The sequence below is a fragment of the Chitinophaga sp. OAE865 genome (assembly GCF_040546735.1).
GTDB classification, from domain to species: Bacteria; Bacteroidota; Bacteroidia; order Chitinophagales; family Chitinophagaceae; genus Chitinophaga; species Chitinophaga polysaccharea_A.
In genome coordinates, this window is sequence record NZ_JBEPOF010000001.1 from 6802462 (window position 1) to 6819195 (window position 16734).

The 16734-nt window shown below is 46.5% G+C and carries 12 protein-coding genes; 5 read left to right on the plus strand and 7 right to left on the minus strand.

Annotated features, from left to right (window positions below):
- Positions 1-709 precede the first annotated feature (709 nt).
- From ABIE50_RS27240 to ABIE50_RS27250, 3 genes are all read right to left on the minus strand, one after another.
- Positions 710-1963 (minus strand): TlpA disulfide reductase family protein, encoded by a 1254-nt coding sequence (locus ABIE50_RS27240; RefSeq protein ID WP_209865996.1) that lies wholly within the window; start codon positions 1961-1963, stop codon positions 710-712.
- Between the two features lie 4 nt (positions 1964-1967).
- The gene (locus tag ABIE50_RS27245; RefSeq protein ID WP_209865999.1) at positions 1968-2657 is read right to left on the minus strand and encodes a YggS family pyridoxal phosphate-dependent enzyme; all 690 of its coding nucleotides are present in this window, start codon (positions 2655-2657) and stop codon (positions 1968-1970) included.
- A gap of 234 nt (positions 2658-2891) precedes the next feature.
- Entirely contained in the window at positions 2892-4031 is a 1140-nt protein-coding gene (locus tag ABIE50_RS27250; protein ID WP_209866002.1) for an acyl-CoA dehydrogenase, read from the minus strand.
- Positions 4032-4269: 238 nt separating this feature from the next.
- Here ABIE50_RS27250 and ABIE50_RS27255 point away from each other — a divergent pair, with 238 nt between their 5' ends.
- Positions 4270-5217: an arginase gene (locus ABIE50_RS27255; RefSeq protein ID WP_079473296.1), complete on the plus strand. Its 948-nt coding sequence runs from the start codon at positions 4270-4272 to the stop codon at positions 5215-5217.
- 6 nt (positions 5218-5223) lie between these two features.
- Here ABIE50_RS27255 and ABIE50_RS27260 read toward each other — a convergent pair whose 3' ends face one another.
- Entirely contained in the window at positions 5224-6306 is a 1083-nt protein-coding gene (locus ABIE50_RS27260; protein WP_209866005.1) for a DUF3810 domain-containing protein, read from the minus strand.
- Positions 6307-6321: 15 nt separating this feature from the next.
- On the opposite strand from ABIE50_RS27260, the gene ABIE50_RS27265 reads away from it, so the two are divergent.
- A complete protein-coding gene (locus ABIE50_RS27265) occupies positions 6322-7200 on the plus strand; it encodes a fructosamine kinase family protein (RefSeq protein ID WP_209866008.1) in 879 nt (292 codons plus the stop codon).
- Here ABIE50_RS27265 and ABIE50_RS27270 read toward each other — a convergent pair whose 3' ends face one another.
- Entirely contained in the window at positions 7201-9621 is a 2421-nt protein-coding gene (locus tag ABIE50_RS27270; protein WP_209866012.1) for a PAS domain-containing hybrid sensor histidine kinase/response regulator, read from the minus strand.
- A gap of 244 nt (positions 9622-9865) precedes the next feature.
- Here ABIE50_RS27270 and ABIE50_RS27275 point away from each other — a divergent pair, with 244 nt between their 5' ends.
- From ABIE50_RS27275 to plsX, 3 genes are read left to right on the plus strand one after another with little or no spacing between them, the layout of a single operon-like run.
- Entirely contained in the window at positions 9866-10408 is a 543-nt protein-coding gene (locus tag ABIE50_RS27275) for a YceD family protein (RefSeq protein ID WP_142687555.1), read from the plus strand.
- A 12-nt stretch (positions 10409-10420) separates the two neighbouring features.
- The gene (gene rpmF, locus ABIE50_RS27280) at positions 10421-10615 is read left to right on the plus strand and encodes a 50S ribosomal protein L32 (RefSeq protein WP_079473289.1); all 195 of its coding nucleotides are present in this window, start codon (positions 10421-10423) and stop codon (positions 10613-10615) included.
- 47 nt (positions 10616-10662) lie between these two features.
- A complete protein-coding gene (plsX, locus tag ABIE50_RS27285; protein ID WP_142687554.1) occupies positions 10663-11622 on the plus strand; it encodes a phosphate acyltransferase PlsX in 960 nt (319 codons plus the stop codon).
- 267 nt (positions 11623-11889) lie between these two features.
- On the opposite strand, the gene ABIE50_RS27290 is transcribed toward plsX, so the two are convergent.
- A complete protein-coding gene (locus ABIE50_RS27290; protein ID WP_209866015.1) occupies positions 11890-15708 on the minus strand; it encodes a sensor histidine kinase in 3819 nt (1272 codons plus the stop codon).
- 22 nt (positions 15709-15730) lie between these two features.
- Positions 15731-16501 (minus strand): nucleoside triphosphate pyrophosphohydrolase, encoded by a 771-nt coding sequence (gene mazG / locus ABIE50_RS27295; protein ID WP_209866018.1) that lies wholly within the window; start codon positions 16499-16501, stop codon positions 15731-15733.
- Positions 16502-16734 lie beyond the last annotated feature (233 nt).

Below are 16734 nucleotides of genomic sequence, written 5' to 3' on the forward strand. Positions count from 1 at the left end.
CATTAAAAACCGGCAAGAGAAGATCCGATCATAAGGAAATGTTATAGTAAGATTGAAGAGGGAAGAAAACCACCTGCTAAAGGAGAGTAAATGTACCAGTATCAATATCGTGAAAAAATCGAAGGAACGCTATCCAGGACAATATCAGAGTTGACATTGTCCCGGCAGGTGGATAAGATAAGCGTATTAGATAATGGAATTTATAAAAGGTCAAACGGAGCAGTAAAATAATTACATTCTGGTATTTTTCAAACCTTTTTGAAAGAAATGAAATAATAAATTTTATTAAAAAGTGAATCCTCCCCGGAAAACAAATACCAGAGAGGATTCGTGTGTTCCGGCACAATATTATAGAATTATACAATATCTTCGATATAATATCTTTTTAGCCCGAATATCTGAAAAACACCAGGTATGAAAACGGAATGTTAACAGGAAAATAATTTGTCTGACTTAGGATTAGGATGATGTATGATGATCTGATCATTTTTGATTTAAAAGATTTGGGGAGATAGAAGTGAATAACCACTTTTATCTCCCCAAACCTTTAAATTAAACTCAAAAATAAAAATCAGCGTAATCATCATAATCATCCTAATCCTGAGTCAGACAAGATCCGCGTAGCTGATACCTGGCAGTAGCTTAGCTTTTGCTTATGTCATACTCAGCCCGTGCATTTAACGTGGGCCAGAGGTGGACATGATCTGTACTAATTTGCATCCAGCATATTGGAAACCAGGCGGTTAAAGTCGGCCTGGAATTGCTCATAATGCTCACCTGTTCCGGGACCTGAAAAGCCTGTGTGTACTTCCTGTACGTTTCCTTTTTTATCTATGAAGATGGTGGTAGGAAAGCCTTTGATACCGGTAAGCTGCGGGAGCGTTTTCTCCCCTTTTTCAGGATCAGCGGGCGTTACACCGGTGATCAGTACCGGGTAGCGCACATCAAAGCGTTTCAGGAAGCCTTCCAGGGCGCGTTTGGACTTGTCGAAGTCCGTAGTGCGTTCATAGGCAAGCCCTATCACTTCCACGCCGCGGTCTTTGTTCTTCTCGTACCATTTGCTGAGGAAGCCGGTTTCGTCCATGCAATTGGGGCACCAGGAGCCCATGAGAGTAATGATAACCACTTTATTTTTGAAGCGGTCGTCTTTGATGCTTACTTTATTGCCATTAAGATCAGGGAAGCTGAAATCCAGTTGCTGCTGGCCTGGTTTCATAGTGGCAATGGTCCTTTCATCCTGGAGTTTGGCGGTATCATTTTTCACGGCGGTCCAGTATTCCAGCCCATCGCCGATGCCGGCAAAGAAACGGCCGCCGGTGATGCTGTCTTTCTCCACGCGGGCCGTAAAGAGGTATGCATGGGAGCCATCGAAGGTGGAAAGACGGAGACTATCGCCGTCTACTACCCCGTCGAGGAAGCGGTAATCGCCGGTGGTGGTGAGGAAAGTACCGTGTACCGTATTGCCGGATTGTTTGAACTCACCGATAGCGGTGGACGGCTCTTTGTCTTTGTCCTTTGAAGATACGAACCGGGTTACCCAGCGGCCGGACACGTTGGCCGTGGCCGGTGTGTTAACCGGGAAACGTTCTGATTTACCTGCTATGGCGGAGAATGGAATGCTTACATCCTTATCGGCCAGGTGCCTGATCCAGAGGCCTTCTGCGGCGCTGTCGGAGCTAAGCTTTGCCTTGAATTCCGAATCAAAGAAAGGCATTTTGATCAGGAGTGAATCGCCTGTTACGGTCACTTCATCTACCAGTAATTTATCTGTTGCATTAAGTACATAGAGTACTTTTTTGCCGGCGGTATCTTTTACTTCAAAATTGAAAACAATGTCTGCCCCGTCGTTGCGGTGCAGTTTTGCCTGCCACACACCATTGGCAAGACTTTTAGCGGTATGACCGGTATTGCAGGCGGTGAAAGCCAGGCCCATACCGGCCATGAAGATGGATAATTTTCTCATAAGACTACGATTTTGAATAGTTCCTTTCTCCAAAGAGCAGGCTGCCGATACGTACCAGGGTGCTCCCCTCCTGCAGGGCGAGGTGATAGTCGGCGCTCATACCAATGGACAGTTCTTTAAAATACGGTTCGTTATTAAAATAAGTGGCTTTAACAGATCCGAATAATTCGTGGAGCTGGTGGAACTCTTCGCGGATCTGTGTTTCATTGGTGGTATTGGTGGCCATGCCCATCATTCCGGCAATGCGCACCTGTGCAAAAGCAGATGGGTTGGCCTGGTAAGTTTGCAACAGTTGCTGTAACTCCTCTGCATCCATACCAAACTTTGTTTCTTCTGCCGCAATATGTACCTGTAACAGGCAGTGAATGACCCGTTGATGTTTGGCGGCCTGTTTATTGATTTCCTGCAGTAGTTTTAAACTATCTACCGCGTGAATGGTATGTACAAACGGCGCAATGAACTTAACCTTATTGGATTGCAGGTGACCAATAAAATGCCATTCTATGTCTGCCGGTAAAAGCGCCTGTTTTTCAGTTAGTTCCTGTACGTAGTTTTCCCCGAAGATCCTTTGTCCTGCTGCATAGAACGCAGCAATATCCTCTGCCGGTTTCGTTTTCGAAACGGCCACCAGCCGGGCATGGAATGGTTTTAGCCGGCTGAGTACTTCGTGGTATGCTTCTAAATTGATTGCCATCGCGCAAAGATACGCGCGAATTTTGTCTTGGAACACTGATTACGCCGATTTTGATGATTTCATTGATTTTTACTTTTGATTTTTTGTTGTTTTAGATGTTGTTTAAAATAGGTAAGGGAGATAAAAGCGAATCCGCTTTTATCTCCCTTAATTATTTATCAAACTTCAAAAAATAAAATCAATGAAATCATCAAAATCAGCGTAATCAGTGTTCCAAGACAACATCCGCGTAAACTATGCGAGGATACTTCTGCTGATAACGATGCGTTGTACTTCGGAGGTGCCTTCATAGATCTGGGTGATCTTGGCATCGCGCATAAGCCGCTCCACGTGGTATTCCTTTACGTAGCCATAGCCGCCGTGCACCTGTACTGCTTCGGTGGTTACCCACATAGCGGTTTCAGAGGCAAACACCTTAGCCATGGAGCTGCTGAGGGTATAGTCGAGCTGCTGATCTTTATCCCATGCCGCTTTGAGGCATAGCAGGCGCGCGCTTTCTATGCGGGTGGCCATGTCGGCCAGTTTGAACTGGATAGCCTGGTGCTGGGATATTTCCTTACCAAATGCTTTTCTTTCCCTGGAGTATTTAAGGGCCAGTTCATATGCGCCACTGGCGATACCCAGCGCCTGGGAGGCGATACCGATGCGGCCGCCGGCAAGGGTTTTCATAGCAAATTTAAACCCGAAGCCATCCTCTCCTATCCTGTTTTCCTTGGGTACTTTTACATCCTGGAACATGACGCTGTGGGTATCGCTGCCACGGATACCCAGTTTATTTTCCTTGGCGCCGATAGTGATACCGGGCATTTCTTTTTCCACGATGAGAGCATTGATGCCCTTACTTCCTTTTTCGGGGTGAGTTTGGGCCATTACCAGGTATACGCTGGCGGAGTTGCCGTTGGTGATCCAGTTTTTGGTACCGTTGAGCAGGTAGTGATCTCCTTTGTCTTCAGCGATGGTACGCTGGGAAGTGGCGTCCGATCCGGCTTCCGGCTCACTGAGCATGAATGCACCGATGATCTGCCCGGATGCCAGGGGCACCAGGTACTTCTGTTTCTGTTCTTCTGTACCAAAAGTTTCGAGGCCCCAGCACACCAGGGAATTATTTACGCTCATAACCACAGAGGCGGAAGCATCTATCTTGGATATTTCTTCCATTGCCAGCACATAAGAGATCGCGTCCAGTCCGGCCCCACCATACTTAGGGCTTACCATCATACCGAGGAAACCAAGTTCTCCCAGTTTTTTAATCTGTTCTGCAGGAAACTTCTGGTGCTCATCTCTTTCTATTACTCCGGGCAACAGCTCATTGACAGCAAAATCACGCGCTGCCTTTTGTATCATCAGATGTTCTTCCGTCAATTGAAAATCCATGGTGTATAATTTTATAAGGTAATCCACTCAAATTATTTATAAATCAGCAGCTAAAAAAATAGCCCTGTTAAAATTCAATGTTGTCAACCAGAACCGGGTAAATATTGAACAAATCGCTACAATAACGCTACTGTATTGGATTTGGTTCAGATATTATATGCAAGTTTTTCACCATTACATGTTTGGCTGCTTTGGGCGTTCACATAAAATCCTGTAGCTTGCCTTTAATGCTATTTTTATGAAGAACATTAAAATAATAGAAGTAAAATCAGAAATAGGAGCAGGTACGCGTGGCGCCAGTTTGGGAGTAGATGCGATTAAGATTGCCGCGCTGGACTTTATGAGCAACTTTTTTGTACACTTCCCCACTGAAGCAATTGAAACGGAAAATAAACTGTTGTTTGAACCTATTGAATCGCCTTATGCCAAAAGGATCAAAGGCACATTTAACATGTATGAGCGCATCAGTAAAAGTGTATGCGAAACGGTAAAGGCCAACTGGTTCCCTGTACTGCTTTCAGGCGACCATAGCACGGCGGGCGCCACCATTGCCGGTTTAAAGATGGCACATCCAAAGGCCAAGCTGGGGGTGATATGGATAGATGCGCATGCCGACCTGCATACGCCTTATACCACGCCATCCGGCAATATGCATGGAATGCCGCTGGCTACAGCTATTGCGGAAGACAATATGGACTGCAAGGTGCACGACCTGGATGAAAATACCGCCAAAATGTGGAATGCCCTGAAGAACATCGGGAAAATAGCCCCGAAGGTGCTTCCTGAAGATATTGTGTTCATCTCCCTCCGGGATTATGAGAAAGAGGAAGATTACCTGATCAAGCAATATGGAATGAAGGTGATCACTACCAGTGAAGTACGCCGCAAAGGACCGGAAAATATTTCCCGTTCCGTATTCCGTTACCTGAGCGATTGCGAGTATATCTATGTTTCGTTTGATGTGGACAGCCTGGATGCTTCTATTTCCAAAGGCACCGGCACGCCGGTAAGTAACGGCCTGCGCGAGCGGGAGGCGGAAGATCTGATCGCCAAGTTCATGCAGCACCGCAAGATCTGCTGCTTTGAGATCACGGAAGTAAATCCTACGCTGGACCGGGAAAACCTGATGGCGGAAATAGCCTTTAATATCCTGCAGCGCAGCGTGAACGTGCTGATGATGAACTAAAGCTTGTTATAGTTTGAAATAGGCGATAAGCCAGCCGGTTACTTCGCTGTAACTGCGTATACCCTTGTCCTGCTTGTTGGCTTTGAGGTAGCGGTCGTACAGGAAAGAAGAGTAGGCATCTACTTTCCCGGTATAAGGCTCATAGAAATCGATGATAGCTTTATAATCAGCCTTTACGCCCGGGAGCGCCCTTTGCCAGATATTATGGGCAAGCGTGGTATCCCGGCGCGCCAGCTGACGCACACTATAAAGGAACATATCAAAATTGGCGGCATAACGGAAATGGCTATCCGGAATACTGGTAGCCGCCAGGTAACCTACAAAATTAGCTTCTTCTTCAGGCGCATAACCGATCTGGTGTGCAATTTCATGACAGGAAACAAATGGCAGCAATACATCCGGAACAGTAGTGTTCACCTGTGCTTCGTTGGTGAACGGGTTAAGATAACCTGTAACACCGGGGTAATTAAGCCAGTGCCCGAATAAGGCCGGCTTGATGCTGGGCGCCCTGTAACGCAGGGCAGGCCACGTTTTTGCCGCAGCGTCGTAAGCGGCAACAGCGCGCTCAAAAACGGGTTTGCCGGTGGTATCTGTTTTCATGATACCGGTTGTATCGCCGGTATTGGCTTTTTCCAGGTTAACCAGCTGTAACAAGGTGTCCGACAATTGATAGAGTTGCTGCGTGTTATAGTTGCCGGTAACCAGGCGGGTATCGCGGGCAAGGGAATTGCGCCCGTAATTAAAACCCCATAGCACCAGGAAGGCCAGGTAAACATTCAATAGGAACTGCACCCCGCGGAGCAGCTGGAAACCCAGGTCCTCCCAACGGGCACGGATGAGTTTATAACATAGTTTTAACAAATAGAGTATTCCTCCGATAATCCAGGCAGTATATATTACATCGCCAATACTAAATGGAACTATACCTGTTACTTGTCTGAACGCCAAACTACTCCAGTTGTACCACCTGTGAAAGTAGAAATCGCCGAAGCGGTTACTCCAGGCGAATAATCCTTTCAACAACAGTATAGCCGTAAGTGTTAGTACAATACGGACGATTTTCTTTTTAATCCGGACTTTTGTCTCCATATAATGTGGCGGATCATGATAGATGAAATTCTACAAAAACAGTTAAGCGCGGCACTTTCCGAACAATTGAAAGTAAAAATACATATTAATGAAGCAAAAACCGTGCATGGTGGCGATATTAACGAATCTTTTCGTATAGCCACCAACGAGGGTTATTTTTTTATTAAGATGAACGATGCGGTGAAATACCCGGATATGTTCAGGCAGGAGCATGCGGGCCTGCTGGAGCTGCAGGGCGCCAAAGCGCTGCATACACCAAAGCCGCTGGCATATGGCAGCGTAAGCGGACGGGCTTACCTGTTGCAGGAGTTCCTGACCAAGGGGCAGGCTGTGGCTGATTTCTGGGACGACTTTGCCGTATCGCTGGCGAAGCAGCATCGTGTAACACAGCCCCACTATGGGTATGCCGGAACAAATTATGTGGGGAGCCTGAAGCAGTATAATACGCCTTACAGCAGCTGGCCTGTATTTTATGCGTTTAACCGTTTGTTGCCGCTGATCCGGATGGCGTACGATCAGCAGCTGGTTGACAGGCAGCTGGTACAGCAGGTAGAGCGGCTATGCCGGCAGCTGCCACAGCTGTTCCCGGCAGAGGCGCCTGCATTACTGCATGGCGATCTGTGGTCGGGCAATTTTATGGTGGGAAGCAACGGGTGCGCCTGCATTTTTGACCCCGCGGTGTATTACGGGCACCGGGAAATGGACCTGGCCATGACCCGCCTTTTCGGGGGTTTTGACACGAGGTTCTATTATGCCTACCAGGCCGCTTATCCTTTGCAGCCGGGATGGCAGCAACGGATTGGCGTTTGCCAGTTATACCCCTTGATGGTACATTTCATTTTATTTGGCGGTAATTATTACAACAGTATCAGAGAGGTGCTGCAATCGTACTGATCATTCCCCGTGCGTATCAATAAAATCGCGCATCTTACCATATTCTTCTTCCACTACAGGATAGTAACGGTTTACATCTGCAGTGATTTCATCAAAAAGCCGGCAGATCTCGGTACTATGCAGGTCCTGGTTGATACGGAGATAATTTTCCAGCTCCTGCATTTTGGCGCTGATCCAGGTGAGGCCTACCATCGCGAAATTTGGTTTTAGCTTATGCACCTGGAATTTCATAGCTTCCCATTCATGGTTATCCACCATTGTTTGCAGTTTGGCGATTTCATCACGGATAGTTCTGATAAAAATTTCAAACAGGTCAGCGGCATAGGAAATATTGCTCTCATATAGATCTGTGAGATACTTGACGTCCAAATCATTATTAAACTCAAATCCGCTTAAATTCTGCACTTCTTCCATTATTAGTTCTGTTTCTTCTTCGTTGAGATATTTATTAAAAATCTGTAGTAACTGATCCGGTGTATAAGGTTTAGTAAGTATGTCTGTTATGCCGGCAGCCCTTGCCATAGTAGCCGTACTTTCCATCGCTACCGCAGTGGTAGCGATCACCGGTGTGGCTACATTGGGCTGTGCTTCATCTGCCCTGATCTTTTGTGCCAGTTCCATGCCATTCATGCCGGGAATACGGATATCCATCAGGATAAGGTCGTATTGCCGTGATTCCAGGAACCAGGTAGCGTCCGGGCCATTGGTAGCGAGCTGGTAATTGATCCTGTATTTTTCCAGCAGGCTCATAATATAGCGCAGGTTCATCTGGTTATCTTCCACCACCAGTACCCTGGCGTTTTCGAATGACCTTTGCAGAAGTTTCCTGCTCAGTTTACCGGTATTTACGGTAAGCGGCCGGCGGCTATCCAGGAACGGGATATTAAAACTGAAGCAGGTGTTAAACCCGGGGAGCTCTTCCACGGTGATAGTACCACCCTGGATTTCCACGAGTTGTTTTACGATGGCGAGCCCCAGGCCTGTGCCGCCATATTTTTCACGGATATCGCCTTCCGCCTGTTTATAGTTCCTGAAGATGAGTTCCAGTTTATCCTTTTTGATACCGATGCCTGTATCACTTACCCGGAAGCGTATCCAGAGCTTGTTATCCTGCCAGCTTTCCTGGATGGCAGTGATAGCAATTTCACCTTCATTGGTGAACTTCTCTGCATTACCTAACAAATTGATTAGTATTTGGTTCAGTAGTACGTCGTCGCCAATAAGCCAGGTATTGAGGGCGGCATCCAGTTCAGCGGTTATTTTCACCGGGCGGCGGCCCAGTTTGAGCTCAAAGGTATTGCGTAAAGACTGGATCAGTTCACGAAGGTTGAATTCGCGTTGGTTAACCTGTATTTCCCTGGCTTCTATGCGGGAAATATCGAGAATATCACTGACTATGCCCAGCAGTATGCCTGAGGAATTTTTGAGGATATTCACATATTCCTGCTGCTGCGGGTCCAGCTGTGTTTCCTCCAGCAGATGTGCCATGCCGATGATGGCATTGAGAGGGGTCCGGATCTCGTGGCTCATACTGGCCAGGAAATCTTTCTGGGCGCGCTGGGCATCTTCCGCCTGGCGGCGCGCTGTTTCCAGTTCCTGCTGCAGTTTTTTCTGGTCCGTAATATCCATATGGATACCTGCCCCGCCGGTGATATTGCCATGACGGTCATATATATTGGCGGAACTGGCGAGGATCCAGCGGTTGGAGCCGTCTTTCAGCTTTATTTCCATGTCGTACACAAGGGGCATGTTCTCTTCGAGACGCTTTTTGCGGAGGGCGCGGGCATAGGCCCGGTTATTTTCCGGCACAAATACGTCGGTGATATTTTTACCGATAAGCTCTTCCTCTTTATACCCTGAGAGGCGGCAGAAACTTTCGTATACACGGGTTATATTTCCCTGTACATCCGTTTCGCACATGGCCGCGTTGAGGTTATTGAGGATCACCCTGAACTTTTCTTCGTTTCGTTTTATTTCCTCCTGAACATTATGCCGGCGGGTGATATTTACCGCCTGCCAGATACTGCCACTGAAAGTTTTGCCGTTGAAAACGGGAAGATAATTGACTTCCCAGGTTTGCCCGTTGCGGAAAGGCACTTCCCACCCGAACCAGGGCTTTTTTTCCCGGCGGAGGGACTTCATTTTTGATTCCAGGGGCAGGTGCTCGGCCACCATGGGCTTAAAATAGCGTATCAGTTCAGGGAAAGTGCAGTTGAGAGGGGTATTCCCTTCCATATAACGGCTGAAGGCTTCATTTACCCATATACAGCGGTGTTTTTCATTGGTTACCAATAACCCGGCGCTATTGCTGTTGAGCCAGGCCGTTATGGGCAGGGAAAAGATATCCGGGGCCCCGTTTAGCGGCAGGCCGGTACTATCAGTAGCAGTTATTTTCTTACTGTATCTTCCTGTGGCCTTCATTTTGCTGATGGAATGGGGATACGGGTTTTCAATAAATCATTAATTGTGAAAATCCGGTATAAGATAAAAGCTAATTACGTACCTTTGCGCCTCACGCCTGGATGTTCACCACATCAATATGGCTGATATTTTATGATATAAATATATATATAAATAAGATATCGTTAGTGAACAAATTTATGAAATTTTTGCAATTGCAAATATTTAATTACCTTTGCATCCCTCTAAAAGTGAGGATATTGATATGAAACCACTCCGCGAATTTGATATAGCCTTTGTAGGATTACACCCAGGGGAACATTCATTTCAGTATGCAATCGGAGAGCGTTTCTTTGATAATTTCGAGGAGCCGAGGGATTTCAGTAACTGTGAAGTGAGCGTAAATCTCACTTTAGACAAGAAGAGTAACTTTTTCTTACTGAAATTTGCGATAGGCGGCAAGGTAACTGTTACCTGCGACCGGTGCGGAGAGCCCTTTGAGATGCAGCTGTGGGATGACTTTAACCAGATTGTAAAACTGGTGGAGAACCCTGAAGAGCTGGCAAGTGAAGAAGAAGATCCGGATGTATCGTATATACAGAAAACAGAAAGCCATTTGAACGTGGCAGCGTATATATACGAATTCATTCACCTGAGCATTCCAATGCAAAGGATACATCCCGACGATGCCAATGGCAAAAGCGGTTGTAATCCGAAAGTGATTGAAATGCTGGAGCAAATGAACCAGCAGGCAAAAGAAAACGATAACCCAATCTGGAAAGGATTGGATAAATTTAAGGACAATTAAAAATTAAATAAAATGCCAAATCCTAAACGCAGACATTCTCAGCAAAGATCAGCAAAGAGAAGAACGCATTATAAGGCGGTAGCGGATACATTAAGCACAGACAGCGCAACCGGTGAAGTGCACCTGAGACACCGTGCTCATTGGGTGGAAAACAAACTGTACTACAGAGGAAAAGTAGTGTTGGAAAAACAGAGCGCAGCTAAATAATTATTTTACTATTTTTACCCGAGCTAACAAGACAAACCTTGAGTTACATGAGAATCGGGCTTGATATGATGGGTGGCGATTTCGCGCCCACAGAAGCAGTAAAAGGAGTAAAATTATATTTAGACACTGTTGCATCTGAAGTGCACCTGGTTCTAATTGGAGATGAGCAACAGTTAACTCCGTTATTAGCAGCGGCACAGCTGGACCAATCAAAATATTCAGTTGTTCATTCATCCCAGGTAATCGGGATGGATGAACACCCTACCAAGGCGCTGAAAGAGAAGCCACAATCCTCCATCTCTATCGGTTTTCATTTACTGAAAAATGAAAAAATAGATGCTTTCATCAGCGCAGGTAATACCGGCGCCATGATGGTGGGCACCTATTATTCCATTAAAGCCATAGAAGGAGTGCAACGTCCTACTATATCTACTCTGGTACCCCGTGAAAACGGTACGTACGGCCTTTTGCTTGATGTAGGTATCAACGCCGACTGCAAACCTGAAAACCTGGCCCAATTTGCCCTTCTTGGATCCCTATATTCCAAACATATTCTTCAGGTACCCAATCCTAAAGTTGGTTTACTGAATATCGGCGAAGAAGAAGGCAAAGGCAACCTGCTCGCGCAGGCAACTTACCCGCTGTTAAAAGAAAGCAAACAAATTAATTTCATCGGCAACATCGAAGGAAGGGACATTTTCTCCGAAAAAGCGGATGTTATTGTATGTGAAGGCTTTACCGGGAACATTGTCCTTAAAATGGCCGAATCATTCCACGATATTGCTTTAAGACGCAATATCCAGGATGATTACATGAAGAAATTTGATTCTGAATCATATGGCGGCACTCCTGTTCTGGGCGTTTCCAAACCAGTAATTATTGGTCATGGTATTTCCCAGGAAACTGCCTTCAAAAACATGATACAGCTGTCGCAGCAAATGATCGAAAGCAAACTGCTGGAAAAAATTAAAGAAAGCTTTGTAGTGTCGAAGGATGACGCACAATAAAAGCATCAGGAAATTATTAACGAACGCTCCGGGATTCCGGGGCGTTTTTTTTTGTGCGCGAAGGTTGTCTGACTCAGGATTAAACTGATTACGCTGATTACGCTGATTTGATTACTTTGGATTTTATAGATGATTTTAAAAGATTAGGGGAGAAATAAGCGAAAGTATCCGCTTAAATCTCCCCGAATCATTTTAAATCCAAAGTAATCAAATCAGCGTAATCAGCGTAATCAGTTTAATCCTGAGTCAGACAACCTTCGCGCTGCATTAATGCCCCAGCAACGGCAGCTTCACATAAAAAGTAGTGCCTTCATTCAGCTTGGTTTCAAACCAGATCTCTCCTCTCGACTGTTCGGCGATATTTTTACACATAGCCAGGCCCAGGCCGGTACCGGATGATTTAGTGGTGAAGTTAGGAACAAAAATGCGGGACTGCACTTCTGTGGAAATGCCTTCCCCATTATCAGATACGCTCACAATAACGTGGCTGTCGGATGTTAGCTGCATACGTACCACGATCTGCCCTTTGCGGTCTTCAGGAATAGCCTGGATGGCATTCAGCAGCAGGTTGGTGAACAACCTGTTCATCTGTGTTTTGTCTGCGTATAAATAAAAATCATGCGCAGGCTGCACATAGGTTACCTCGCAGTCTTCATGTCCCTGGTACAACGAGGTAAGGGAATACAATACTTCATTGAGCAGGAACTCTTCATTGTTCGGTTCACCGATCCGGGCAAAGGCCGAGAAATCAGACGCAATATTTGAAAGGTGCTCGATCTGTTCTACAAGCGTACCGGCCACTTTGCGCGACAGCTCCTTCACATTCGGCGAATCGCCGGCGATAGCGCGCTGGAGATATTGAATGCTCAGCTTCATAGGCGTAAGCGGGTTCTTGATCTCATGGGCTACCTGCCTCGCCATTTCACGCCAGGCCCCTTCCCTTTCACTCTTCGCCAGCCGAACGGCGCTCACTTCCAGCTTGCGTACCATCTTATTATATTCTTTTACCAGCGCACCGATCTCATCATCCTTATCCCATTCTATTTCATCATTACGCTGGCCGAGGTTCACATGCCTGAGCTTCTCCGTTACCAGCGAGAAGGAACGGGTAATGGAGTTAGTGATCAGCAGCGCCACCATTCCCGCAATGAGGAAAATGAAAGCATTGAAATTGATCAGGGCTACCAGGAAGTTGGAGATCTGCTGGTTCAGTTCCGTTTGTGTTGCGAAATAAGGAACGTTGAGATAAGCGATCACTTCATGCGTATCATGATTACGCAAAGGCATATAACCCGACAGGAAAGGCATTATCCCGATATACTCCGTATGGATAAACTGGATCTGCTCCATCCGGTATAAGCTGTAGAACGCCTGCGGATCAATTTTGGCGGAGATCAGGCCTTTGTCGGTCATCATGGGCTGAGTGGTGAGCTGCAGGTTCCCATCGCGGTCGTAGATGTTGATGTCCAGCGCCCTCTCATTGGCTATATCCGACAGGGAAGAAGTGAGCCTTTTCACCAGTTCCGAATCATACATATCCCCTACCTGGTCCAGGTCGCGTTGATTCTCGAATACCTTCTCCACATCTTTGGCTACATCTCTCATTGTTTTGCTGAGCCGTTCGCGGTTCTGCATTTCAGAGCGGTAGATAAAGAATTTGATGGTGGTGATACCAAGTATCAGGAAAGAGAAGATAACAACAAAGATGATAGTGCCATGTACCTTTTTACGGATACTGATATCGATCAGCGCACGGAGGTTGCTGAGCCGCATCCTTGCTTTGATAAGCAGGTCGAATGCCTTGTATACTGCAATGATGAGCAGGAATAAGCAGAACATGTAGGCAAACAACGTGATGAATTCCACGAACATCCTGTTTTCCTTTACCACTACCACCACTTTTTCAGGAGTGGCCTTGTAGATCAGTTCCGAGTAGCCTTTGATGGATTTTATGCTAACATCTGCCGCAGGCAGCTCATGTGCATATAAACGGATAGGAAAAGGAAAATCATTGTTGTTTGTTACAAGGATACCTTTATCATATACAGCGTATGAATAGGTGCCTGCATATTCCCGGCCGGGATCGCCCATATCACCTTCCACCAGCAGTTCAGGGTATAGTCTTTCACTGCTTACCGGCTTTGGCGCCAGCGTGTATACCAGCCAGCCGGTCACTTCCCCGTTGGCGTTATGAAATTCTTTTTTGGCGATATAGCTGTAATCGTTGAAGCTGCGCTCATAATAGTAAAGATCGTTACCAGGCACCAGTGCCGGAGAGGCTTCTGATTCGGTAAATATCTGCCGGTTAAAGGTTAGCAGGCTAACGGTATCTGCAGAAAACAACGAGGCGCCGTTTTCATCGTAAGCATAAATATTTACGCGGAACCGGCTCAGGTAACCCTGGAAATACTTTAACAGTAGGCTGTCGAATGCCGATTTGCGATGGCTCCTGCTACTGTGGTCCTGGAAAAAATACTGGATAGCCTCATCATGTTCTATCTTCTTACCAATATCATTCAGCAGCATTTCCAGGTAAGGGTCCTTTTGTTTGGACAGGTCTTCCGCCAGCTTCTGGCGCGCATACAGTTCCTTATGATTATTATAATGTACCAGTGCCCCGGAGGTGGTAATGGTGAGCAGGAAAAGCCAGAATAAAAAAGGTACAGTGGCCATGCTGCTTTCAAAACGGTCGGCCAGGAAATCGAGCAGCACAATATACAGCAGCAGCCATATCACCATTGTAACGGAGAAGGGCAGTTCCGGGTTATGGATACGGAACAGCAGCCAGATAATGCCTACAGCGGCCAGCCATATGTATTTGGTGCGGTACTGGAAATTGGTAAGCTCATTCAGCAGGTAGTTGATGATCTGTGAAAAGAATAAAAAGCTGAACGAGATAAAGCCCAGTACCATGAAGCCGATAATGCTGTAGATGATACTGTATTCCGTAAGACTGAAAGGATTGGTTACATCAAAAGAGATCTTGGAGTCTATTACAAGGCTTTGAATAAGATCTGCCAGGAACTGTTCCACGATATAGAGTATGAGGCTGGCAACGATGATCACCAGACTTTGCGCCCATCGTTTTTTCAGTACCGGGGGGTTAATGGTTTTTACATGCTCCCGGAAGAAGAGGATCATCCAGAAGGTAAGCAATACGTTGATGAGCAGATCGCCCAGCGAGTAGAAGATCTCATCTTTTGCATAGATCCTGGGATCGAAGATATTGAGCTCTTTCAGGTTAAATGGGAACGGGTATACGTAGCTGAGCACCCGCATACCGAATACGATAAGGAACAGGAACAGGAAGCCATATAGCGGGTTGGTGGTTTTAGCCAGCAGGGTGGCAAAGAGGTTCAGGAATATGAGCACGCAGATGCAGCCTAATACCCGCAGCAATATGCTCAGGTTATTGGAAGGATGCACGTGCATACCCGAGTTATAGTCCAGGTAAAACAACGTTTGGCCCTTCCCGTTATTCACCGGGAGGGTAATATGTTCCGATACCAGCAGCTGTGGTTGTTCCCGGAGGATGCTGTACTCTTCCCCCAGTTCTTCCTTATTGTAGAAGTGATTGACCAGATAGTTGTTTTTAATGGCATACTCCATGCGCACGGGGATGGCTGCCACCAGGTATTGGGCTCGGCCGGGGCCTGATTTCACCTTACGGGTAATGACCTCATAGTAGCCGTTTTTCAGCTTCATGAACCGGTCGCCTTCTTCCAGTGTGGCCTGAAGCTCTTCCGGCTGCACCTGGCTGGTGTTCCAGAAAGTAAGCCAGGCGCCGGTGCTGTTGGAATCGTAGGCAAAGAGGTAATACTCCATGCCTGTGAGTTTGTCCAGTGTTTTCTGGTCGTAGCTGCGCTGGAAGAGGGAGCTGGTGATAGCGGTATCCTCTGCCAGTTCTTCGAATGATCTTTCCCGCTGATGGATACTTTTTTCCATGCTGCGTTTCACGCCCTGCGGGGAGGAGTAGTAAGACCAGTAGTTGCTGAACAGGAAGGCGAAGGTGAACAACCAGGCAGCAATGATCAGGAGATAGCCGTGGCGCAGGAAAAAAAGCCGTATTTCTTTAGTATCGATCAATGCGGGTGTATTAAAGAAAGATTTACAATTGCTCTGTGGCTTTCACCTTATTCCAGAGTGTATCCATTTCCGTTAAGGTCATATCGTTGAGGGTGCGGCCCTGTTCGAGCGCCAGTGCTTCCATTGCCTGGAAGCGGCGCTGGAATTTCTTGTTGGTGCGTTCGAGGGCATTTTCCGCGTCGATATTAAGGAACCTGGAATAGTTCACCAAAGAGAACATCACATCACCGAATTCATCTTCCATATCATTGATGTTGCCGCTTTTAACGGCGGTTTCCAGTTCATTTACTTCTTCCTTTACCTTATCCCATACCTGTTCGGTATTATCCCATTCGAAACCGGTTTGTTTTGCTTTTTCCTGGAGGCGCATGGCTTTTACCAGGGCGGGCAGCGACAGCGGAACGCCACTGAGCACGGATTTCTTTCCTTCTTTCAGTTTGAGCTTTTCCCAGTTTTGTTTTACCTGTTCTTCTGTTTCCGCCTGTACATCGCCATAAATATGTGGGTGGCGGTGGATGAGTTTATCGCATACGCCGTTGATAACGTCGTTGATATCAAATTTTTGTTGCTCCGAGCCTATTTTGGCGTAGAACACAATGTGGAGGAGGATGTCGCCCAGTTCTTCTTTGATAGATTTCCAGTCCTCATCCGTAATGGCATCCGCCAGCTCATAGGTTTCCTCGATGGTGAGCTGACGAAGCGTTTGAATGGTTTGCTTGCGGTCCCAGGGGCACTTTTCCCTTAAATCGTCCATGATCTGCAGGAGACGATCGAATGTAGCTGTCTTTTCCATATTTTGTAAAAATAGGGATCATTTGGGGATTTTGATATTCAGCCATTAATCCGGACCCGAACCGCCCCCCGGAACCAGATGCAGGCGTATAAAAATGGGGAATACTTTTTCTTGGTAAAAAGGCCATTTTAATTACATTTGCGAGCTATTAAAAGGTAGCGATTTCATGATCCGGGGAGCAGTGATCTGTAGTTACGAAAGCTGTTGTCCGACCATCAAAAAATCCCAAAATG

Excerpts from the sequence above, each read along its gene's own strand:
- ABIE50_RS27255 (WP_079473296.1), top strand. The coding sequence starts at position 4,270 with ATGAAGAACATTAAAATAATAGAAGTAAAATCAGAAATAGGAGCAGGT.
- rpmF (WP_079473289.1), top strand. The coding sequence starts at position 10,421 with ATGCCAAATCCTAAACGCAGACATTCTCAGCAAAGATCAGCAAAGAGA.
- plsX (WP_142687554.1), top strand. The coding sequence starts at position 10,663 with ATGAGAATCGGGCTTGATATGATGGGTGGCGATTTCGCGCCCACAGAA.
- ABIE50_RS27250 (WP_209866002.1), bottom strand. The coding sequence starts at position 4,031 with ATGGATTTTCAATTGACGGAAGAACATCTGATGATACAAAAGGCAGCG.
- ABIE50_RS27245 (WP_209865999.1), bottom strand. The coding sequence starts at position 2,657 with ATGGCAATCAATTTAGAAGCATACCACGAAGTACTCAGCCGGCTAAAA.
- ABIE50_RS27260 (WP_209866005.1), bottom strand. The coding sequence starts at position 6,306 with ATGGAGACAAAAGTCCGGATTAAAAAGAAAATCGTCCGTATTGTACTA.
- ABIE50_RS27240 (WP_209865996.1), bottom strand. The coding sequence starts at position 1,963 with ATGAGAAAATTATCCATCTTCATGGCCGGTATGGGCCTGGCTTTCACC.
- ABIE50_RS27275 (WP_142687555.1), top strand. The coding sequence starts at position 9,866 with ATGAAACCACTCCGCGAATTTGATATAGCCTTTGTAGGATTACACCCA.
- ABIE50_RS27265 (WP_209866008.1), top strand. The coding sequence starts at position 6,322 with ATGATAGATGAAATTCTACAAAAACAGTTAAGCGCGGCACTTTCCGAA.
- mazG (WP_209866018.1), bottom strand. The coding sequence starts at position 16,501 with ATGGAAAAGACAGCTACATTCGATCGTCTCCTGCAGATCATGGACGAT.
- ABIE50_RS27270 (WP_209866012.1), bottom strand. The coding sequence starts at position 9,621 with ATGAAGGCCACAGGAAGATACAGTAAGAAAATAACTGCTACTGATAGT.